General features: G+C 62.1%; 19 protein-coding genes. 11 read left to right on the top strand and 8 right to left on the bottom strand.

Annotated elements, in window-relative coordinates:
- The first annotated feature begins 56 nt into the window (after nt 1–56).
- From ACO06O_RS04745 to ilvN, 4 genes are all read left to right on the top strand, one after another.
- Nucleotides 57–752: a formylglycine-generating enzyme family protein gene (locus ACO06O_RS04745; protein WP_421876834.1), complete on the top strand. Its 696-nt coding sequence runs from the start codon at nt 57–59 to the stop codon at nt 750–752.
- Nucleotides 749–1,687: a tRNA (adenosine(37)-N6)-dimethylallyltransferase MiaA gene (miaA, locus tag ACO06O_RS04750; RefSeq protein WP_421876836.1), complete on the top strand. Its 939-nt coding sequence runs from the start codon at nt 749–751 to the stop codon at nt 1,685–1,687. The genes ACO06O_RS04745 and miaA overlap by 4 nt, the downstream gene beginning before the upstream one ends.
- A 238-nt stretch (nt 1,688–1,925) precedes the next feature.
- Nucleotides 1,926–3,692: an acetolactate synthase 3 large subunit gene (locus ACO06O_RS04755; protein WP_421876838.1), complete on the top strand. Its 1,767-nt coding sequence runs from the start codon at nt 1,926–1,928 to the stop codon at nt 3,690–3,692.
- A 42-nt stretch (nt 3,693–3,734) separates the two neighbouring features.
- Nucleotides 3,735–4,301 carry an acetolactate synthase small subunit gene (gene ilvN, locus ACO06O_RS04760; protein WP_420417592.1) on the top strand — a complete coding sequence of 189 codons (567 nt, stop codon included), beginning with the start codon at nt 3,735–3,737 and terminating at the stop codon, nt 4,299–4,301.
- Nucleotides 4,302–4,702: 401 nt separating this feature from the next.
- Here ilvN and ACO06O_RS04765 read toward each other — a convergent pair whose 3' ends face one another.
- The 3 genes from ACO06O_RS04765 to ACO06O_RS04775 form a co-directional block, all read right to left on the bottom strand.
- The gene (locus tag ACO06O_RS04765) at nt 4,703–4,990 is read right to left on the bottom strand and encodes a GIY-YIG nuclease family protein (RefSeq protein WP_421876840.1); all 288 of its coding nucleotides are present in this window, start codon (nt 4,988–4,990) and stop codon (nt 4,703–4,705) included.
- A gap of 181 nt (nt 4,991–5,171) precedes the next feature.
- Nucleotides 5,172–6,188 (bottom strand): aspartate-semialdehyde dehydrogenase, encoded by a 1,017-nt coding sequence (locus ACO06O_RS04770; RefSeq protein WP_421876843.1) that lies wholly within the window; start codon nt 6,186–6,188, stop codon nt 5,172–5,174.
- 323 nt (nt 6,189–6,511) lie between these two features.
- Entirely contained in the window at nt 6,512–7,177 is a 666-nt protein-coding gene (locus tag ACO06O_RS04775) for a cupin domain-containing protein (RefSeq protein ID WP_421876845.1), read from the bottom strand.
- 251 nt (nt 7,178–7,428) lie between these two features.
- Between ACO06O_RS04775 and ACO06O_RS04780 the strand changes: the two genes are divergently transcribed.
- A complete protein-coding gene (locus ACO06O_RS04780; RefSeq protein ID WP_421876848.1) occupies nt 7,429–7,968 on the top strand; it encodes a TetR/AcrR family transcriptional regulator in 540 nt (179 codons plus the stop codon).
- 29 nt (nt 7,969–7,997) lie between these two features.
- Entirely contained in the window at nt 7,998–8,609 is a 612-nt protein-coding gene (locus tag ACO06O_RS04785; protein WP_421878133.1) for a CatB-related O-acetyltransferase, read from the top strand.
- Nucleotides 8,610–9,361: 752 nt separating this feature from the next.
- On the opposite strand, the gene ACO06O_RS04790 is transcribed toward ACO06O_RS04785, so the two are convergent.
- Both ACO06O_RS04790 and leuB read right to left on the bottom strand, forming a co-directional pair.
- Nucleotides 9,362–10,237 (bottom strand): lysophospholipid acyltransferase family protein, encoded by an 876-nt coding sequence (locus ACO06O_RS04790; RefSeq protein WP_421876851.1) that lies wholly within the window; start codon nt 10,235–10,237, stop codon nt 9,362–9,364.
- A 139-nt stretch (nt 10,238–10,376) separates the two neighbouring features.
- A complete protein-coding gene (gene leuB / locus ACO06O_RS04795; RefSeq protein ID WP_421876853.1) occupies nt 10,377–11,489 on the bottom strand; it encodes a 3-isopropylmalate dehydrogenase in 1,113 nt (370 codons plus the stop codon).
- A gap of 177 nt (nt 11,490–11,666) precedes the next feature.
- On the opposite strand from leuB, the gene ACO06O_RS04800 reads away from it, so the two are divergent.
- The 4 genes from ACO06O_RS04800 to ACO06O_RS04815 all read left to right on the top strand — a co-directional run bounded on the left by ACO06O_RS04800 (nt 11,667) and on the right by ACO06O_RS04815 (nt 14,210).
- Nucleotides 11,667–12,077, top strand: a complete 411-nt coding sequence (locus ACO06O_RS04800; protein WP_421876855.1) for a GFA family protein — start codon at nt 11,667–11,669, stop codon at nt 12,075–12,077.
- Between the two features lie 7 nt (nt 12,078–12,084).
- A complete protein-coding gene (locus ACO06O_RS04805; protein WP_421876858.1) occupies nt 12,085–12,555 on the top strand; it encodes a GNAT family N-acetyltransferase in 471 nt (156 codons plus the stop codon).
- Nucleotides 12,556–13,064: 509 nt separating this feature from the next.
- Complete coding sequence (locus ACO06O_RS04810; RefSeq protein ID WP_421876860.1) at nt 13,065–13,691, top strand: LysE family translocator; 627 nt, start codon at nt 13,065–13,067, stop codon at nt 13,689–13,691.
- Between the two features lie 63 nt (nt 13,692–13,754).
- Nucleotides 13,755–14,210, top strand: a complete 456-nt coding sequence (locus ACO06O_RS04815; protein ID WP_421876862.1) for a hypothetical protein — start codon at nt 13,755–13,757, stop codon at nt 14,208–14,210.
- Between the two features lie 39 nt (nt 14,211–14,249).
- Here the strand turns inward: ACO06O_RS04815 and ACO06O_RS04820 are convergent, their stop codons facing one another.
- Both ACO06O_RS04820 and ACO06O_RS04825 read right to left on the bottom strand, forming a co-directional pair.
- Nucleotides 14,250–14,909 carry a hypothetical protein gene (locus ACO06O_RS04820; RefSeq protein WP_421876865.1) on the bottom strand — a complete coding sequence of 220 codons (660 nt, stop codon included), beginning with the start codon at nt 14,907–14,909 and terminating at the stop codon, nt 14,250–14,252.
- A gap of 77 nt (nt 14,910–14,986) precedes the next feature.
- A complete protein-coding gene (locus ACO06O_RS04825; RefSeq protein WP_421876867.1) occupies nt 14,987–15,856 on the bottom strand; it encodes a homocysteine S-methyltransferase family protein in 870 nt (289 codons plus the stop codon).
- A 489-nt stretch (nt 15,857–16,345) separates the two neighbouring features.
- On the opposite strand from ACO06O_RS04825, the gene ACO06O_RS04830 reads away from it, so the two are divergent.
- Nucleotides 16,346–17,227 carry a hypothetical protein gene (locus ACO06O_RS04830; RefSeq protein ID WP_421876869.1) on the top strand — a complete coding sequence of 294 codons (882 nt, stop codon included), beginning with the start codon at nt 16,346–16,348 and terminating at the stop codon, nt 17,225–17,227.
- Between the two features lie 72 nt (nt 17,228–17,299).
- Here ACO06O_RS04830 and gcvP read toward each other — a convergent pair whose 3' ends face one another.
- A complete protein-coding gene (gene gcvP / locus ACO06O_RS04835; protein WP_421876871.1) occupies nt 17,300–20,236 on the bottom strand; it encodes an aminomethyl-transferring glycine dehydrogenase in 2,937 nt (978 codons plus the stop codon).
- Nucleotides 20,237–20,284 lie beyond the last annotated feature (48 nt).

A 20,284-nucleotide genomic window follows, 5' to 3' on the forward strand; every position in this document is an offset into this window, starting at 1 on the left:
TTGCCGGAATCCTGGGCATTTCCTTGTTTCTCGGCCCGAATACTACTGATGCGGAGATGCTTGAATCTTTTCACGACTGTGACGGTTGTCCGGAGATGGTCGAACTGCCGGTCGGGCATTTCATCATGGGCCGCGACGTTCAGGATCGCGAGGAAGAAGGTCCGCCGGTTCAGGCCGCGATCGAGGAGCCGATTGCCATTGGAAGGACCGAGGTGACCTTTGACGAATATGCCCTTTGCGTCGAGGAGGGCGGTTGCGCGGAAATGCCGTTTGATCGACGTTGGGGCATGGGCAGCCGGCCGGTCATCTACGTCACCTGGCAGGACGCGATGGATTATGCCGCCTGGTTGGCGGAGAAGACCGGTAAGCCTTATCGCCTGCCGACCGAGGCGGAATGGGAGTTCGCCGCCCGGGGCGGCCGCCCCGCCTTGCGCAATGTCGAGGGGCGGGTGAACTGCTATAAATGCTGGGAAGGCTGGTCCCATAAATCCGAACCCGTCGCCCAGTTCCCGCCAAACGGCTTCGGGCTCTATGACATGCTGGGAAATGTCATGGAATGGACCATGGATTGCTGGCGCCCCCGGCATGACGCGCCGTTCATCCCGCCGTCCGCCGAGTGCGCCGAACGGACCCGAAAGGGCGGATCCTGGTATTTCAAACCCTCCGTCGCCACACCCACCTATCGCTATGGCGCCAAGGTTCAGCATAAGGGTTATGACATCGGCTTCCGCGTCGTCGTGGGTTTGGAATGATCCGCTGTCCCGTCATTTTCGGGCCGACCGCCTCCGGCAAGTCGGCGGCGGCGGCAGCCTTGGCGCAGGCGCTGGACGGGATCGTCGTGAATGCGGATTCGATGCAGGTCTATCGGGATCTGCGTCTGCTGACCGCACGCCCATCCGAAGTGGAAGAGGCGGCTGTCCCGCACCGGCTCTATGGCGTCCTGGATGGCGATGAAACCTGTTCGGCCGCAGACTGGCGGCGCCTGGCGCTGGCGGAGATTGATGCGGCTGTCGCGGCCGGCAAGGTACCGATCCTGTGCGGTGGCACGGGCTTCTATATCAAGGCGCTGACCGATGGCCTGTCGCCGATGCCGGCGGTTCCGGATGCTGTGCGCGACCGGGTCCGGCGTGAGGTTGCGGAGGCGCCGGGCGTCAGCGCCTGGGACCGGCTGGAAGCTTTGGACCCGGCCGCTGCGGCGCGGATCGAGCCGATGGACCGCCAAAGGATCTCCCGCGCCCTTGAGATTTTCGAAGCTACGGGCCGTCCGTTGAGCGAATGGCAGGCGCTGCCCGCCGAGGGGCCGCCGCCGGATCTGCATTTTCTGAAAATCGCGCTTCGGCCCCCGCGTTCCGATCTTGTGGCGCGGTGCGACGCCCGGTTCGACCGGATGATGGAAGAGGGGGCGCTGGACGAAGTCGCGGCCCTGAAGGCGCGCGGCCTGTCACCGGAACGCCCGATCATGCGCGCGGTCGGCGTCCCTGAATTGATCGCCTATCTGGAGGGCGAGGTTCCGCTCGACGCCGCCGTGGCCGATGCGAAGACAGCGACCCGGCGCTATGCCAAGCGGCAGATGACATGGATGAAGGGACAATATGTTGCTGATTTTGAGGTGAACGAGCAATTTTCAGAAAGTTTGATGGGAAAAATTTTTTCATTTATTGAAGAAAACGGGTTGATTAGCCTCTGACCTCTGCCTATTGTGCGCCGCACGCGGACGGGCCCAGCCGTAGAACGACCGGGCCCGTTGGCGTCTGAAAATCCTGGCGTTGTCTGGTTGGACTCCCTGAAACAGGGGCTTACTCAACAGGGCACATTGGGTAGCATGCTACCGACGCCCGCCGATATGGCGGACGGCGGAAAACTGTCGGCCGGTTCTGCCGGGCGGCGATCGAAACGAAGCGAGCGAATGAAGGACGCGTGAGACGATGTCGACGAAGCAAATGACCGGCGCAGAGATGGTGATCAAATCTTTGGCGGATCAGGGCGTCGATGTCGTATTCGGCTATCCGGGCGGCGCGGTACTACCGATTTACGACGCGCTGTTCAAACAGAACCACATTCGCCACATCCTGGTCCGGCATGAGCAGGGCGCGGTTCACGCCGCCGAGGGCTATGCCCGTTCGACCGGCAAGCCGGGCGTTGTTCTGGTGACGTCGGGTCCCGGGGCGACCAATGCGGTGACCGGCCTGACCGACGCGCTGATGGATTCCATTCCGATCGTCTGTCTGACCGGCCAGGTGCCGACGCATCTGATCGGCAACGACGCCTTTCAGGAATGCGATACGACCGGCATCACCCGGCCCTGCACCAAACACAATTACTTGGTGAAGGACGTGAACAAGCTGTCGCGGACGGTCCACGAGGCCTTCTATGTCGCGACCAGCGGCCGTCCCGGTCCGGTCGTCATCGACCTGCCGAAGGATGTGCAATTCGCGACCGGCACCTATGAGATGCCGAAATCCGCGGCGCACAAGACCTACAAGCCGACGGTGAAACCCGCCCGCGACCGGATCGAGGCGGCGGTGGATCTGCTGCTGAATGCCAAACGGCCGATCGTCTATGCCGGCGGCGGCGTCATCAATGCGGGGCCCAACGCGTCGAAGCTGCTGACCGAGTTCGTGCGGATGACCAACTATCCCTGCACCTTGACCTTGATGGGGCTGGGCGCGTTTCCGGCGAATGAGCCGCAGTTCCTGGGCATGCTGGGCATGCATGGGACGTATGAGGCGAACTGGGCGATGCATGACTGCGACGTCATGCTGGCCATCGGGTCGCGTTTCGACGACCGGATCACCGGGCGGCTGGACGCTTTCGCGCCGAAATCGACCAAGATCCATATCGATATCGACCCGTCGTCGATCAACAAGAATGTCCGCGTCGACCTGCCGATCATCGGCGATGCCGGTTTCGCGCTGGAAGATCTGATCAAGGTCTTCAAGGCCCGTCAGAAGAAGAACGACGCGGCGGCGATGGACCGCTGGTGGGGCAAGATCGACGAATGGCGCGCCATCGATTGCCTGAATTTCAAGACCAACAAGGACGTCATCAAACCGCAGGAAGCGATCCGGCGCCTGTATGAAAAGACGCTGGCCGACGGCCGCGACACCTTCATCACGACCGAGGTCGGTCAGCACCAGATGTGGGCGGCCCAGCATTTCCACTTCCAGAAGCCGAACCGCTGGATGACGTCGGGTGGGTTGGGGACCATGGGCTACGGCCTCCCGGCGGCGGTCGGGACGCAGTTGGGCAACCCCGACGGTCTGGTCATCGACATTGCCGGCGAGGCGTCGATCCTGATGAACATTCAGGAATTGTCGACGGCCGTGCAGTATCGCTTGCCGGTCAAGGTCTTCATCCTGAACAACGAATATATGGGCATGGTCCGGCAGTGGCAGGAATTGCTGCATGGCGGCCGTTACTCGGAAAGCTATTCCGAGGCCCTGCCCGATTTCGTCAAACTGGCGGACGCCTATGGCATGAAGGGCCTGCGGGCGCAGAAGCCGGACCAACTCGACGATGTGATCGATGAAATGCTGGCCCATGACGGTCCGGTCATCGCCGATATCTGTGTCGACAAGGCCGAAAACTGCTTCCCGATGATCCCGTCGGGCGCGGCCCATAACGACATGCTTCTGGGCCCGGTCGAAGAGGGCAAGGACGCGATCGGTGCGGCCGGCAAGGTCCTGGTGTAAGTAAAAGAAGGCGGGTGGATTATGCCGGAAGGAACATTTGGTATGGCGAAGTCTGGAACCGTGGGGCAGCCGGGGGCGGCCTACACCTTCGTGAAGTCGGATCAGTCGGTGCGGCGGCACACTTTCGCCGTCATCGTCGATAACGAACCGGGCGTCCTGGCCCGGGTCATCGGCCTGTTCTCGGGCCGGGGCTACAACATTGAAAGCCTGACTGTCTCGACCGTCACGGAAGACGAAAGCGTCAGCCGTATCAACATCGTCACGACCGGGACGGAAATGATCATCGAGCAGATCAAGGCGCAGTTGGAGCGCCTGATCCCGGTGCACAATGTCCACGACCTGACGCTGGAAGGCGCCCATGTCGAGGTCGAACTCGCGCTGGTGAAGGTCCGCGCCAAGGACCATAACCGCCGCGAGTCGTTGCGCATCGCCGATGTCTTCCAGGCCAAGGTGGCGGATACGACGCTGGAAAGCTTCGTCTTTCAGATCGAAGGCACGACCGACAAGGTCGACAGCTTCATCGAACTGATGCGCGCCCTGGGCGACACCGAAATCGCCCGCTCCGGCGTCATCGCCATCGCGCGCGGCGCCGGCGTGGTCGAGGTCTAAGTCCGATCGTCATTGTTGGACTCGATTTCAAACCGGTTCAGGTCGCGGAGTAACCGGCGGACGAGGCAGGACCTTGCCTGTTCCCCTGGACCCCGGCGTTCGCCGGGGTGACGCCGCCGGCTATGCAGTAAGACCAGCTAGACCTATCCGTCATTCCGGCGAAAGCCGGAATCCAGAGCCGTCGGCACGGGTTTGCCCTATTCCCTGGATCCCCGCCTTCGCGGGGATGACGGTCATTGGGGTGGGGAGGGTGTTCTATTCGGTCAGCGGCTTATTAGTGTCGCTCTTTCCTGTTTATCGGTTCGATATCACGCGTCATTCCCGCGCAGGCGGGAATCCAGGGCCGTCGGCGCGGACTTGCCCTATTCCCTGGATCCCCGCTTTCGCGGGGATGACGGTGGTTAGAGGATGTCCTCGTAAAGGTCCCGCCATTGCGGGTTCGATTGCTCGATCAGACGGATTTTCCAGGCCCGGTTCCACTTCTTGAGCTGCTTCTCGCGCGTGATCGCTGTTTCCATTGTCGCATGCTGCTCGAAAAAGACGAGGCGATGCACGGCGTAGCTCTTCGTGAATCCGGCGACAGCACCATTCCGGTGCTCCGAGATTCGCTTCACAAGGTCGGACGTCACGCCGATATACAGTGTTCCATTCCGACCGGATGCCAACAGGTAGACGCAAGCTTGCTTCATCCTGCAATATTACGTCATTCCCGCGCAGGCGGGAATCCAGGGCCGTCGGCACGGGCTTGCCCTGTTCCCTGGATCCCCGCCTTCGCGGGGATGACGGCCATTTCGGGCAAGCGGTAGTGGAAAAAGAAAAAGGCGCGGAGACATTCGTCTTCGCGCCTTTTTCGGAACCTCGGTACAGGCCTTAAATCAGGCCGTCGGCAATCATGCGTTCGGCGATTTGGACCGTGTTCAGCGCGGCGCCTTTGCGCAGGTTGTCGGAGACGACCCACATCGAGATGCCGTTATCGATGGTCGCGTCCTCGCGGATGCGCGAGATGTAGACGGCGTCTTCGCCGGCGCATTCGTCCGGGGTGACATAGCCTTCGTCGGCGCGGTGGTCGACGACGACGCAGCCCTCGGCCTTGCGCAGGATTTCGCGGACCTCGTCGGCGCCGGCCTCTTTCTCCAGTTCCAGGTTCACCGCCTCGGAATGGCCGATGAAGACCGGGACGCGCACACAGGTCGCATGCAGCTTGATCTTCGGATCGAGAATCTTCTTGGTCTCGACCACCATCTTCCATTCTTCCTTGGTCGACCCGTCATCCATGAAGACGTCGATATGGGGTATGACGTTGAAGGCGATCTGCTTGGTGAATTTGTGACGCTCCAGCGGATCGTTCACATAGACCGCACGGGTCTGATTGAACAGTTCATCCATGCCCGCCTTGCCGGCACCGGAGACCGACTGATAGGTCGACACGACGCAGCGCTTGATCCCGAAGGCCTCGTGGATCGGCTTCATCGCCACGACCAGCTGAATGGTCGAACAGTTCGGGTTGGCGATGATGTTCTTCTTGCCGAACTCCTTCAGCGCGTGGGGGTTCACCTCCGGCACGACCAACGGCACGTCCGGGTCCATGCGGAAATGCGAGGTGTTGTCGATCACGACGGCCCCGGCCGCGGCGGCCTTGGGGGAGAATTCGGCGCTGACCTTGGCGCCCGGCGAGGACAGGACGATATCCGTGCCCTTGAAGTCATAATGCTTCAGCGCCTGCGCCTTCAGCACCGCGTCGTCGCCATAGGAGACTTCCTTGCCGATCGAGGCCTCGGAGGCGAGCGCCACCACCTCGTCGGCGGGAAAGTCCCGTTCGGCCATGATCTTCAGCATTTCCTGGCCGACATTGCCGGTGGCACCGACGACCGCAACCTTGTAACCCATTGTCTTGTCCTTTCTGTCTTGCCGCGTCTCGCGGGCGGCGGTCCTCGTCGTCAAGTCGCCTTGGGTCGGAGTCGCCCTAGCCCGCATACGCTTCGGGCCGGGGTGACCCCGGCCCGATGAAGCGATCTCGCTATAGTCGGTTGCGCGGGGTCCGCCTAGACACCGGTCGTGGTTTTCTTCGTGGTGGTTTTGGTCGTCTGTGCGACGGCCAGGGCGAACATACGCATGTCGACTACGTCCTTAAGATTTGCTTCGCCGAGTGGAAGCGGCGCAACCTTAATGCCCGTCATATTGCACCGCAAGAGTTTATTCCGGATCGCGCGTCAGCCGCCGCTCTTCGGCGGCAGGTGACCGGTCTTCATCCAGAATCGCGCCCCTTCTGCACCGCCCGTCACATTCAATGACGCCCCAGGCGGCAGGCGCAGCCAGGTTCCCGCGGGTAGGGGGTTGCCGTCGACGGTCAGCGTCCCTTCAAGGATAAGGATCTCCGCCCCGCCCGGCAGATCGGTCGCCAGGTCCGCTCCGGCGGCCAAGTCCTCCGCCGTCACGATCTCAGACTCGAATTGATGCAATGGCAGAGACTTGCGGCCGCCTGTTAACCGTTGCCAGTTCGCGCTCGACAGATCGATCTGAACGGGGATCAGGTCCGTCGGATCGAACTGCCGCAGTTTAACGAAGATCGTGCAGCCGTCCGGTACGTGCGGCCGGTGCGATGTGCCCGGTGGATTGCGAATATAGGTACCGGCCGGATAGCGCCCATGCTCGTCCGCGAAGACGCCCGCCAGCACGAGAAACTCCTCGCCCAGATCGTGGCGATGGGGTTTGAAATCGCTGCCGGGAATATAGCGGACGATCGTGGTCGCGCGGGCCACCTCGTCGCCGATCCGGTCCAGCATCTGGCGGTCTACCCCGGCCTGCGGAGACCGGATCCAGTCCCGGTCCTGCGGACGCGAGACGACCGGCTTGCTGAAATCGGCATTCAGTTTCATGGTCAATCTCCGCGAGGATACTGAAATCCTATATTTTGGCGAAACCCACGGCCGCGAACATGGTGATGTTGAAGGCGCAGCCTGCCAGGGCGATTTGGATGGGGTTCGGGTTGGGGAAGATTCAAACCCTGGATAGGCGCCTAGTCGTTTCCATCGCACAAGTATCTATCGATAGATAGAATTAAGGAAGGGCTTGAGCAAGACGATTGGGAAAATTATTTTACCGATTGATAGATAGAAACGGGTGCTTGATGAAACGCGGCGAAGTTCGGGAGCGAATTCTGGAGGCGGGCGAGGCGCTTGTCCGGCAACACGGGCTGAACGGTGTCAGCTTCCGGGATTTGGCGGAGCAAGTAGGCGTAAAGAGCGCCAGCGTCCACTACCATTTTCCGACCAAGGACGATTTCCTGTTGGTACTCGCGCAGCGCTATTCCGAACGGTTCCTGGAGACCGCTGAAAGCGTGATCGCATCCGGTAAGACGGTGGCGGAGAAGGTCCGCGGATATTCGAACCTTTTCCTGGCCGCCTTTGCCGAAGATGGCCGCATGTGCCTCTGCGGTATTCTGGCAGCGGAGGCGGCGGATCTGTCCGATCCGGTACGGCGGGAGATCGCAGGGTTCTTCGACGCCAATATCAATATGCTGAAAGGCGTTCTGGGCGATGCGTCCGAGGCGCGGTTTGTCGTCACCTCTCTGGAAGGGGCAATGCTGCTGGCGCGGGTCGAGAAGTCCCCGCAGCATCTGGAAAGCACCGCCCGCGACTTGTCAGAACGTTACCGGGGTCGAAATTGAGCGCCCCGGACCCAAACCGTCGCTATCCGATGCCGGGCGTTCCGAGACTGGGGCTGTTGAAGAACTTCATCGAAAACCCCCGTATTCTGGTCGGCGACTATACCTATTACGACGACCCCGCAGGGCCGGAACACTTCGAGGATCGGGTCCTCTATCATTTCGACTTCGAGGACGATCGTTTGATCATCGGCAAGTTCTGCCAGATCGCCGCCGAGCCGACCTTTATGATGAACGGGGCCAATCATCGGACCGACGGGATTTCCGCCTTTCCCTTCGTGATCTTTGGCGCGGACTGGCAGGGCCGGTTCGAGGGCGAGACCGACTTCCCGAGCCGGGGCGACATGGTCATCGGCAATGACGTATGGATTGGCTATGGCGCGACCTTCCTGCCCGGGGTCAAGGTCGGGGATGGGGCGATCATCGCCGCGCGCGCGGTGGTAGCGTCCGACGTGCCGCCCTATACCGTCGTCGCGGGCAATCCGGCTAAGCCGATCAAGCGACGCTTTTCCGACCGGGACATTGAGACGCTTCTGCGGCTCGCCTGGTGGGATTGGCCGGTGGATCGGATCACCGAGGCGATCCCGTTAATCTGTGCCGGCGATGTCGCGGCGTTGGAGCAATTCGCCGACAGTGGGCGATGACGCCGGTCGCGTTTCAGCCCGATCGGTCGACTGCATGCGTCCTTCCCGCGCCGTCGGCACTCGCTTCGCCTCATTCCCTGGATCCCCGCCTTCGCGGGGATGACGGTCTTTGAGTTAGGTAGGGGCGTGCCAAATGGGAACGGATTACCGGGACCGCTCATGCCAGCTCAATGACTCGAAATTGCTCGTCATTCCCGCGTAGGCGGGAATCCAGGGCCGTCGGCAGGGACTTGCCCTAATCCCTGGATCCCCGCCTTCGCGGGGATGACGGTCTTTGAGTTAGGCAGGGGCGTGCCAAATGGGAACGGATTACCGGGACCGCTCATTCCAACTCAATGGATCGATTATGCTCGTCATCCCCGCGCAGGCGGGAATCCAGGGCCGTCGGCAGGGACTTGCCCTAATCCCTGGATCCCCGCCTTCGCGGGGATGACGGTCTTTGAGTTAGGCAGGGGCGTGCAAAATGGGAACGGATTACCGGGACCGCTCATTCCAACTCAATGGATCGATAATGCTCGTCATTCCCGCGTAGGCGGGAATCCAGGGCCGTCGGCAGGGACTTGCCCTAATCCCTGGATCCCCGCCTTCGCGGGGATGACGGTTTTGGGGATAGGGAGGGCCGTGCCAATTGGGAGCGGTTTACCGGGACCGCTCGTGCCAACTCAATGGGTCGAAAATACTCGTCATTCCCGCGCAGGCGGGAATCCAGGGGCTTGCCCATTAACCCGTCCTCCGCCCCAATCGTCGGGTGCCTAGCGGTCGTTGCTGCCCTGCAATTGGGCGAGGCCGTAGACATGGGCGCGCAGGGCGTCCATCAGGCTGTCCCTGTCGCTGCCCATGCGGCTCAAGGTTTCATAGCGCAGCGGTTCGCCGACGCAGATGTCCAATGGCCGGTTGAGTTGCCGGTTCACCGCAGTGACGATCATGGAAATGCGCAGGCGCATGCTGATCCGGCTGACGGCCTGGAACATGAAACCGTTCTGGCCCGGGAAGTAGAGCGGCAGAACGGTCGCCTTGGCGTCACGGATCAAGCGGGCGGTAAAGCGCTTCCACGGCAAATCCTCCGCCGCGCCCAGTACCTTCGGCGCGGTCGAGACGCCGCCGGCGGGGAAGATCACGATGGTCTCCCCCTCGGCCAGGGCTTTCAGCGCGTCGCGCCGAAGCTGCAGATTCTTTTGCATTGCCTCGCGCGTTTCCGAGAAATCGACCGGCAACAGATAGGGAACCGGTTCCGGCACGCGCAGCAGGGCTTCATGCACCAGAACCTTGAACGGCCGTCCCAGGCGCTCCGCCAAGGCGGCCGCCGCGACCCCGTCCATCAGGCCATAGGGATGATTGGCGATGATGATTCGCGGCTCGTCGGCGCGTAGATCGGGCGGCCAGGAGCCTCCGTGGAGGCGGAGGTCCACCCCCAGCATCTCCAGGGCGGAACTCCAGAAGGGTGCGCCCTTGGCGTATTTCTCAACCCGCCAGCGCCGGTAGAGGCGCTCCAGTCTGTGGGAGCCGGTCAGCCGCTCAATCGCCCGCACGGCCGCGCGTAGCGGCAAGGGGTCGGATGGCAGGGCATAGCTTAGTTTCCCGATGGGGAGAAGGGGGCGAACGGAAGGGCTTTCCGCGATATCGGCCATGAACGATCTACTCCTGTCCTCACGGGACGGAGGATATCAGGATAATGTTACAGATCGTCGTTGCGGCATGTGTGCCAAAACGAAACGGGCCGCAGCCTGAAGGCTACGGCCCGTTCGAAACTCACCGAATGGCGAAGGATCAGGCGGCCAGCTTGTCCAGTTCGGCGACCACCGCATCGCCCATCTGACCGGTGGAAACTGCCTGGCAGCCGGGCGTCATGATATCCAGCGTGCGCTTGCCGGTATTGAGGACCTCCTGCGCGGCCCTCTCGACCAGATCGGCGTCGTCGCCCAGGTCGAAACTGTAGCGCAGCGCCATGGCGAAGCTGAGCAGCATCGCCATCGGGTTGGCCTTGCCCTGACCGGCGATGTCGGGGGCGGAGCCATGCACCGGTTCGTAAAGCGCCTTGCGGCGGCCGGTGGCGTCGACGGCACCAAGCGACGCGGAAGGCAGCATGCCCAGCGACCCGGTCAGCATGGCGGCCACGTCGGACAGCAAGTCCCCGAACAGATTGTCGGTGACGATGACGTCGAACTGTTTCGGATTTCGGACCAACTGCATGGCGCAATTGTCGGCCAGGACGTTGCTGAGTTCGATATCGTCATAACCGCCGGACTTGTGGACTTCGGCGACCGTCTGACGCCAGAAGACCCCGGTCTTCATGACATTGGCCTTTTCCGACGAGGCGACCTTCTTGTTGCGTTTCCGAGCGAGGTCGAAAGCGACTTCGGCGACCCGGACGATTTCGTCGCGGGTATAGGACTGGGTGTCGATGCAGCGCTCCTGACCTTCCCAGGTCTGCATGCCGCGCGGTTCGCCGAAATAGACCCCGGCGGTCAGCTCGCGCACGATCATGATGTCCAGGCCGCGTACGACTTCGGGTTTCAGGGTGGAGGCGTCCAGCAGCGCGTCGAAGGTGACGGCGGGCCGCAGGTTGGCGAACAGGTCCATTTCCTTGCGCAGGCGCAGCAGGCCGGCTTCCGGCCGCGCGTCCCAACCCAGATTGTCGTATTGCGGACCGCCGACGGCGCCGAACAGGACGGCGTCCGCGTTCTGCGCCTTATCCATGGCTGCGTCGGTCAACGGGGTGCCGTGCGCGTCATAGGCGGCACCGCCGACCAGATCTTCGGTAATGTCGAAAGTCACCGCCCGGCGCTTGTCCATCCAGTCAACGACCTTTCGGATCTCGTTGCAGACCTCGGGACCGATCCCGTCGCCGGGCAGCAGGAGAAGCGATTTGTTGGAAGCCATGGCGGTACTCTCCCTCGATGTTCGTGATTTCCTTCCGCGCGGTTGTAGCGCCCTGAAAAGCCCTAGAAAAGCGCCTTGTCGGCAACGCGGCGTCGCAAGTCTTGCGAATTGCGGATTGTCCGAAGATGCGGTTGGCAGGCAGAATGGCCCGACCGAGAGCTGCAGGGGTGTAGTACCATGAACGCGCGACCAACCCATACCGGCAGGTGCCTATGCGGCACAGTCCGTTATGAAGTGCGGGGCGAGCTGGATCCCGTCCATATGTGCCATTGCGGCCAATGCCGCAGGCAAAGCGGCCATATCACGGCCGCAACTGGAACGGCGCGGGACGCGTTCACTCTGTTCGACCCGGAAGGCGCGATGGTCTGGTACCAATCGTCCGATTTTGCCAAGCGAGGCTTCTGCGGGCGCTGCGGATCGAACATGTTCTGGGACGATGACGGCCCGGCGATGAGCATCAACGCGGGCAGCCTGGATACGCCGACGGGGTTGCGGACCGATTGCCACATCTTCGTGGACGATAAGGGCGATTACTACGAGATCGCGGATGGTCTGCCGCAGTACGGAACGGTCCCGGAACAGAGTTGAAATTGAATTGACCGCGAATAAGGCGCTCGACGATCTTCGGATCGTCCCGGCCGTCCGTTCAGACGCGGATTCCGTGGCGGACCTCTATCTCGCATCAAGGGCGGCCATGCTGCCGGATCTGCGGCGGGTCCATTCCGACTCGGCCGTACGGCACTGGATTGCCACTTGCCTTCTTCCCGATACCGAAGTCTGGCTCGCCAAGTTGGGTGGGGAGGGAACGGTCTCGGGAATGCTGGCGCTCGATGGGAGTTTCATCGACCAACTCTATCTGGCCCCCGCATGGTTCCGGCACGGGATCGGGACGCGGTTGATCGATCACGCGAAAGCCGTAAGGCCGGAAGGTCTTTCCCTCTACTGCTTCAAGCGGAACGAGACCGCGCGGCACTTCTATGAAAGGCAGGGGTTTCGTTTGGCCGTCGAACGGGACGGCCGGTCGAATGAAGAGGGAGAGCCGGATTGTCTGTACCTTTGGCCCTGACGGCCTTCGCAGATCGGCCAGGCCCCTTTGCGACCCGGCCCGTTGTCGTTCCGGTCGCCGATCCGGCGGTGCTCTCGCGGGGAAACATCGTCCTCGATTGCCGCATCGTCTTGGCTGATGGCGCCGAGCATGATGCGCGCCACTGACCGAGATAGGGTCCCGACCTCTCCAATATCGCACCGTTGAAGTCTTCAGGAACCTTGCGCATAGGTTCGATCGTTTCTGTTAGACTTTTCAAGCGAGGATTCCAGGGAACGATCTCAAGATGGATGCGCTTCGGGTTTCACTAATTCATAGTGTCATCGTGCGAATATCTTCTGCTGCGAGAAAACTAAAATGACTTAAGGCTGCGGCTGGTACGTCCACCATCACCACTCGTCTGAATATCGAACAGAATATCGCCATAGATTCTTTTAGGTTCGACATACGAACCGGAAGCAGATGGATCATCCTACAGGACCTATCGCCTCGCAGGGTCGATCTGCTGGGCTCTCACTCATGGAACCCTCATGTTCGAGCCGCTTTTGCTTGTCGCACCGTTGATTTTTTTCGCACTGAACGTTCTGACACCGGGACCGAATGTCCTGAACACGATCGGCACGGCCCTGGGATCGGGCAGGGCGGCAGCCTATGGGTGTGCGGCAGCCTGCGCCATCGGGGTGCTCGGATGGGCGGCGGCGGCGCTGCTGGGGGCGGGGGCCCTGTTCGCGGCGGTTCCGGAACTGCGGGATGGGCTGACCGCACTCGGTGCCCTCGTCCTGATCTATTTCGCCTACCGCTATCTGCGTCGGGCGCTGGGCCGCAGCGATGCCGTTCAGCGCATTGACGGGGTCACGCCGCGCGGGGCGTTCAGCCAGGCCCTTCTGGTCCTGGCGACCAATCCGAAGGCGCTGACGACCTGGATCGCGCTGCTGTCGATCTTTCCGCAGATTTCCGTGTCCTGGGTCAGCATGGCCGCCTTCGGACTGGGGTGTGCTGCCGTCGCGGGGGGCGGGCATGCGGTCTATGCGACGGTCTTCTCCACAAGCCACGCGGCGCGCATCTATGCCAAGGCGTCGCGGCCGGTGAACGGACTCGTCGGCGTCGGTTTCACGGTCTATGCGGTGAAACTTTTGGCGGGGGTGTTAGGCTACTGACAATCTGTTGGCAGCAGGTCGGATGCTAGTGTGCTGGTCCCGAAGCCATTCAACGAGGCCGCCATGTCCCTTTCCGACTATTCCACCGATTCCGGCACGCTGGAAGCCGTCTGGACACTTGAGATACAGACCCTGGCGGAGGATGTGGATCGCATCCTCGATGCGGTCATGACGGTGCATCCGTTGGGATACGGCCGCTACCGCCGCAATGCCAGCGTCACCGCAACCGGCTACGAGACGTCGCAGCCCATGGCCGGTTCGACGACCGATACGCATGTCGGCTCGTTCACGCAGGGCGATACGGAAGCCTATCCGATGGTCGAACTGAAGATATCGATCGAACGGAACCGGTCGGTGTTGGAAAAGGTAATGGCGGCGATCCTGCATGTTCACCACTACGAACAGCCGGTGATCTTCGTCCGAGAGGCTTGGGCCAGCCGCGCCGCCTACGATCCCAACCGGGACAACCCGCACCGCTGGTGGAACAACGGGCGCGGTCTGCCGGAACGGATCGACTGAAAACGTTACCTTTCGTGCTTCTGATCAATCCGTTTGGAGTCAACGCTTCAATTGCAACAGAAGCTTTTGCAGGGCCATGGCGACGAAATATCGTCGCTCGTCGGTCATGTCCCCTCCAAAGGACACGAATTCCTTCCCTTCCAGACTGATGACGTCTTCCGTTCCCCGTCCCCAGAACCGACTCTTGTTTGAAGTGGTCACCCGCTTAACGTCCCGCCAGGAAAACCGACGGGTACGGCCGATCGGGCCGATGCCGGTAAAGACTTCCCCATCATATCCATTCGCCCTTACGCGCACGGTCCCGATCAACGTCATCAGGGTTTTCCATCCCAGAAAGATTGATGCGACCAGAAAAGGTAGTCCGAAAATGTAAGTGAAGCTGAAGCCCTTGCCGGAGAGCAAGGGTGCGATGTAAAGGCCGCTCATCGAGAAACCGATCCATACAAATGAAAACGGCACTAAGAATATGGCTTGGACACTGCGGGTCGTGGCGGTCAACTCGAACCCCATCGGCGACTTGGCGAACCATACGCCGTTCGGCGGATGGGCCAGATCGACTTCCGAATGAATATCGGTATCCAAAGCGTCGCTTGCCTTGAAGACCGATCCGCACCGCGCACATTTGGCCAGATCGGCCGCGACATTGACGTCGCTCGTCGCGATGTCATGTTGGCATTTGATACATTTCAATGCGCTCATACCCGATCCCCTTGCCCCAACCAGAACCGGCATACATTTCAGGAACGCATCCTGCAATCACCAGGGTGCTCTTAGACCTAGAGTACAGCCTTAAGCCGCGCGATATGCTCTGCGCCGATGCCGCAGCAGCCGCCGATAATACCGGCACCGGCCGCTTTCCAGGCGCGGGCGAAATCGGCGTAGAGATCGGGGGTCAGTTCCCGGCGAATGTCGCTGATACCCTCATTGGCGGCGGTTTCGTCCGTCTTCTGAATGAAGGCATTGGCATAGACGCCGATGTCCCGGTTTCCCGCCAGACCCGCGGCCTGCCGCACGGCGGTCTCCATCACTTCCGGCTGCGAGCAGTTGAACAGGACCGCCTCGACCGCCGCCGCTTTCGGATGGGCGTTCACCTGGGTCAGCCAGTCGCCGATCGTCTCGCCGGAGCGCAGAACCGGGACCGCATCGTCCAATGTGCAGGACAGCCAGACCGGCTTGCCATGCTTGGCGCACAGCTCCAGCGCGGTCAGGCTCTCGTCGATGCAGGAGATCGTCTCGGCCAGAAATAGGTCGGCATGGGGCGCCTGCGGGTCGATCACGTCCGGCCAAAGCTCGCGCGCGCCCGCCGGGTCGAACTTGTCGGGTTCGTAGGAGCCGAAAAGCGGCGGCACGGAGGCCGCGACATGGACCTTGTGGCCCGCCGCATCCGCCGCCTCCCGCGTCAGCCGGCCGGCCAGGTCGGCAAGCCTGCGCCCGTCACGCCGGAACCGCTCCTCGCCCAGATGGAAGGGCACCAGCGCATAGGCATTGGTCGTGATGACATCCGCCCCGGCCGCGACGAAGCGGTCATGGACCTGTCGCACGAAATGCGGCGCCTCGATCAGCGACAGCGCCGACCACTCGGGCTGTTCAAAGGGGGCGCCGAGGGCGATCAATTCACGGCTCATGCCGCCGTCCAGAACGATCATGGGAACGATCCGCTTCTATGGCTGGAGGGATACCAATGGCTATTGATAACCGCCGCCTCGTCGCCGTGAAAGCCGGAAGCTCAGAGGGGATGGGCAGGGTCGTGCCCGTAGCCCTGGATTCCCGCCTCCGCGGGAATGACGGGGAGGGGAAATCTCAAGAGTCCGTCCCCACTCGTCATCCCCGCGAAGGCGGGGATCCAGGGAATGAGGCAGGGCCGGTGCCGGGGGTTCCGCAGTCTTTCCGCAGTTCACCCTCGCGAAGGCGGGAAAGACGGCGTAGGGCGATCACAATTGATCATGTTCCTTCGGTCGCGGGACACGCCTCTTGTTCGACGACGCGGGGCGCCGACCAGTTCTGCGTCATGCTCCGGCGGCATGGCCGGTCTCCAGGTTTTGCGGTCGACCGATAGGGTTAGATGCTTAGACTGACCGACATGCTGCGTTGATACCGGCCCAGCGGGGCAAGCGGATGGCTGAAGAGGGTAGGCGATGTTTGAAGACCTGCAACGCAAATATCTCGCGGATCGCCAATTGCGGGAGGAAGCCACACAGAACTGGATCCGGGGAAGTATCGACCATCTGACCCGCAGCGACTTGATCAGCGACCCTGCGCTCAGGCGCGAGATTCGCGCGAAAAACGCGTGGAGCCCGCATCGTACCGATCCGGAGCAGATACTTCCCTCGGCGGCTCAGTTGGCGCTCGCTCCAGCCGTAGCACTGATTCTGGAGGCGGCGGCGATCGGTAGCGTTCAGTGGAACGTGCCGGACTATGCGGATATCATGCGCCGTGGGGTCCGGGAACTGCGCAGCCGGGACTGGTTCCTGGCATCCGTCGACGAGCGCGATATCGCGGTGCGGGCGATCGCAACGCAAAACGCCTTCGGCCGCGCCGATCATGTTGGCGTCCACAATGAAGAAATGCTCTCCAAGACCCAGGAGACGCACAGCAATGCCGTGCGCGCCCTGAAGCGCGCGGAGGAGCCTGGCTCTGGTACGACTGTTACCGTCCTTACGCATGTCGCCCTGGGCGAGGCGCTGCTCTATATCCGGTCGGACAGCGAGCGTGCGCGCGCCAGTGTCCGGCATTTCAACGTTGCCCTGCTTCTACCGGACCGCCAGACGAGAATCGGCGCCGCCATCGCCGATATGGACGCCTTCCGAACCCTTTACAAGGATACCCATTACGCCAGCGAACAGCGGGCGATCGGCCGGCTTGTGCATGGTGAGACGCGGTTCCAGATGCGGGATGGGACCCGGTCACATGTCTCGGCACTGATTGCCGGCGCCAATGGGCTGGCGGACTGTGCCAAGGGCGGCCTGACGCTCTATCCTGCCCAGATCATGGCCAGCATAGAAATCCGGTCAATGTAACACGCTCGCGTCACATACGCCCCGAAAGGGACCGAATCCCCCGGGGCGTATGGGCGCGGTTTGCGGCCGTCTCTACTCCGCCGCCTCGGCATAGGCCTCCACCGGCGGGCAGGTGCAGACCAGGTTGCGGTCGCCGGCGACGTTGTCGACGCGGGCGACGGGCGGCCAGTACTTGTCGTCGCGGCTGGACGGCAGCGGGAAGAAGGCCGATTCCTTGGTGTAGGGTTTCGGCCAGGGCGTTTCCATCAACAGGTGATGGGTATGCGGGGCGTTGACCAGAACGTTGTTCTCAGCGTCGGCCTTGCCTTCCTCGACCTCCCGGATTTCGGCGCGGATGCGGATCATGGCGTCGCAGAACCGGTCCAGCTCGCGCTTGGCCTCGCTCTCCGTCGGTTCGATCATCATCGTTTCCGGCACCGGCCAGGACATGGTCGGCGCGTGGAAGCCGAAATCGACCAGGCGCTTGGCGATATCCTCCACCGTGATGCCGCAGGTTTCCTTGAAGGCGCGGCAATCGACGATGCATTCATGCGCGACCGTGCCGTTCCGGCCGGTATACAGGATCGGATAATGATCCTTCAGCCGGTGGGCGATGTAGTTCGCGTTCAGAATCGCGACCTCCGTCGCCTGACGCAGGCCTTGCGGTCCCATCATCCGGATATAGGCCCAGACAATCGGAAGGATGCTGGCCGATCCCCAGGGCGCGGCGGAAACCGGACCGACCGGGCCCGCCTGACCTTCGTCCTCATGGACATAGGGGTTCAGCCCGTCGACCATCGGATGTTCCGACAGGAAGGGGGCCAGATGACGCCGCACGCCGATCGGGCCCATGCCCGGGCCGCCGCCGCCATGCGGAATGCAGAAGGTCTTGTGCAGGTTCAAATGGCTGACATCGGCCCCGAACTTGCCCGGTTTGCAGATGCCGACCATGGCGTTCAGATTGGCGCCGTCGACATAGACCTGACCGCCATGCTTGTGGATCAGGGCGCAGATATCCTCCACCGTCTCCTCGAACACGCCGTGTGTCGACGGATAGGTGATCATGATCGCGGCCAGCTTTTCGGTATGCTTTTCCGCCTTCTCCTTCAGGTCGGCCATGTCGATATTGCCGGCTTCGTCGCATTTCACGACCACGACCTGCATGCCGGCCATGATCGCGCTGGCAGGGTTGGTGCCATGGGCGGAAGACGGGATCAGGCAGATGTCACGCTGAGTGTCGCCCCGGCTTTCGTGATAGCGCCGGATGGTCAGCAGGCCGGCATATTCGCCCTGGCTGCCCGCGTTCGGCATCAGCGAGATCGCATCATAGCCGGTGATCTCGCACAGCCAGCTCTCCAGATCCTCGAACATCTGCTGATAGCCCTGGGCCTGGTCCAGCGGCGCGAAGGGATGCAGATGGGCAAAGTTGCGCCAGGTGACGGGGATCATTTCCGTCGTCGCGTTCAGCTTCATGGTGCAGGAACCCAGCGGGATCATCGACCGGTCCAGCGCGATATCCTTGGCACAGAGCCAGCGGATGTAGCGCAGCATCTCGGTTTCGCCGTGATACAGGTTGAACACCGGATGGGTCAGATACTCGTCCGGCGTCCGGCGTAGGATATGCGGGATGACATCGTCCGCGACTTCCCGGTCCAGCGCGGCGATGGACATCGGCTCGTCCTTGTTGCTGGAGAAAACGGCCAGCAGCCGGTCGAGATCCTGTCGCTTGGTCGCCTCGTCCAGGGAGATGCCCAACGTGTCGCTGTCGACGAAACGCAGGTTGATGCCGGCAGCCTTGGCCTTGGCCAGCAGGCGCGGGGCCTGGCCGGGGATACGGACCTGGATCGTGTCGAAGAATTTCGAATGGACGATCTCGAAACCCCGGCGACGCATCGCCTCGGCCACGATCTGGGCCTTGCGGTGGATGCGCCGCGCGATGCGGTACAGGCCGTCCGGTCCGTGATAGACCGCATAGAACCCGGCGATGACTGCCAGCAGAACCTGCGCCGTGCAGATGTTGCTGGTCGCCTTCTCGCGGCGGATATGCTGCTCGCGGGTCTGCAATGCCATGCGCAGGGCCTTGCGTCCTTCGGCGTCGATCGACACGCCGATGATGCGGCCGGGGGTACTGCGCTTATACGCTTCGCGGGTGGCGAAGAAGGCGGCATGCGGCCCGCCATAGCCCATCGGCACGCCGAAGCGCTGGGCCGAACCGACCACGACATCCGCGCCGTATTCGCCCGGCGGCTTCAACATGACCAGGGCCATCAGGTCGCTGGCGACGATGGCAAGGCCGCCTTTCTCCTGGACCTTTCGGATCGGCTCCGAGATGTCGCGGATACGGCCGGAAGAGCCGGGGTATTGCAGCAGAGCGCCGAATACGTCGGCCCCTTCCAGATCGGTGTCCGCATCGCCTTCGATAATGTCGAAGCCCAGCGACCAGGCGCGCGTCTGAATGACCGCCAGCGTCTGCGGATGAACGTCATGATCGACGAAGAACGCGTTGGATTTGGATTTCGAAACCCGGTGCGCCATGGCCATGGCCTCGGCCGCCGCTGTGCCTTCGTCCAGCAGCGAGGCATTGGCCAGTTCCATGCCGGTCAGGTCGATGACCATCTGCTGATAGTTTAGCAGGGCTTCCAGGCGGCCCTGGCTGACCTCCGGCTGATAGGGGGTATAGGCGGTGTACCAGCCCGGATTTTCCAGCACGTTGCGCAGGATGACCGGCGGGGTGATCGTGCCGTAATAGCCCATGCCGATCATGGTCGTGCAGACCTTGTTCTTGTCCGCAATGGCGCGCAGGGCCGACAGGGTCTTGCGCTCGCTGATCGACGGCGGGATATCCAGCGGGTCGTCGATCCGGATCGACGGCGGCACCGCCGTCTGGATCAGCTCGTCCAGCGTCTTGTAGCCCAATTGGCCCAGCATATCCTTGATCTGCGGTTTTCCGGGGCCGATATGGCGGCGGATGAAGTCATGGTGCACTTCCAGATCGTCCAGTGTCAGGCGATCGTCGATCTCTTGGGCCATTGCGCTGTTTCCTCTATTACGCTGTCTTCCCGCGAACGGCATTGCCGC

Source organism: Pacificispira sp. (assembly GCF_965228185.1).
Taxonomy (GTDB): domain Bacteria; phylum Pseudomonadota; class Alphaproteobacteria; order UBA8366; family Aestuariispiraceae; genus Pacificispira.

What these genes read in the sequence shown, in the direction of transcription:
- ACO06O_RS04745 (WP_421876834.1), top strand. Translation starts at nt 57, where the DNA reads ATGCTTGAATCTTTTCACGACTGTGACGGTTGTCCGGAGATGGTCGAA.
- miaA (WP_421876836.1), top strand. Translation starts at nt 749, where the DNA reads ATGATCCGCTGTCCCGTCATTTTCGGGCCGACCGCCTCCGGCAAGTCG.
- ACO06O_RS04755 (WP_421876838.1), top strand. Translation starts at nt 1,926, where the DNA reads ATGTCGACGAAGCAAATGACCGGCGCAGAGATGGTGATCAAATCTTTG.
- ilvN (WP_420417592.1), top strand. Translation starts at nt 3,735, where the DNA reads ATGGCGAAGTCTGGAACCGTGGGGCAGCCGGGGGCGGCCTACACCTTC.
- ACO06O_RS04765 (WP_421876840.1), bottom strand. Translation starts at nt 4,990, where the DNA reads ATGAAGCAAGCTTGCGTCTACCTGTTGGCATCCGGTCGGAATGGAACA.
- ACO06O_RS04770 (WP_421876843.1), bottom strand. Translation starts at nt 6,188, where the DNA reads ATGGGTTACAAGGTTGCGGTCGTCGGTGCCACCGGCAATGTCGGCCAG.
- ACO06O_RS04775 (WP_421876845.1), bottom strand. Translation starts at nt 7,177, where the DNA reads ATGAAACTGAATGCCGATTTCAGCAAGCCGGTCGTCTCGCGTCCGCAG.
- ACO06O_RS04780 (WP_421876848.1), top strand. Translation starts at nt 7,429, where the DNA reads ATGAAACGCGGCGAAGTTCGGGAGCGAATTCTGGAGGCGGGCGAGGCG.
- ACO06O_RS04785 (WP_421878133.1), top strand. Translation starts at nt 7,998, where the DNA reads ATGCCGGGCGTTCCGAGACTGGGGCTGTTGAAGAACTTCATCGAAAAC.
- ACO06O_RS04790 (WP_421876851.1), bottom strand. Translation starts at nt 10,237, where the DNA reads ATGGCCGATATCGCGGAAAGCCCTTCCGTTCGCCCCCTTCTCCCCATC.
- leuB (WP_421876853.1), bottom strand. Translation starts at nt 11,489, where the DNA reads ATGGCTTCCAACAAATCGCTTCTCCTGCTGCCCGGCGACGGGATCGGT.
- ACO06O_RS04800 (WP_421876855.1), top strand. Translation starts at nt 11,667, where the DNA reads ATGAACGCGCGACCAACCCATACCGGCAGGTGCCTATGCGGCACAGTC.
- ACO06O_RS04810 (WP_421876860.1), top strand. Translation starts at nt 13,065, where the DNA reads ATGTTCGAGCCGCTTTTGCTTGTCGCACCGTTGATTTTTTTCGCACTG.
- ACO06O_RS04815 (WP_421876862.1), top strand. Translation starts at nt 13,755, where the DNA reads ATGTCCCTTTCCGACTATTCCACCGATTCCGGCACGCTGGAAGCCGTC.
- ACO06O_RS04820 (WP_421876865.1), bottom strand. Translation starts at nt 14,909, where the DNA reads ATGAGCGCATTGAAATGTATCAAATGCCAACATGACATCGCGACGAGC.
- ACO06O_RS04825 (WP_421876867.1), bottom strand. Translation starts at nt 15,856, where the DNA reads ATGATCGTTCTGGACGGCGGCATGAGCCGTGAATTGATCGCCCTCGGC.
- ACO06O_RS04830 (WP_421876869.1), top strand. Translation starts at nt 16,346, where the DNA reads ATGTTTGAAGACCTGCAACGCAAATATCTCGCGGATCGCCAATTGCGG.
- gcvP (WP_421876871.1), bottom strand. Translation starts at nt 20,236, where the DNA reads ATGGCCCAAGAGATCGACGATCGCCTGACACTGGACGATCTGGAAGTG.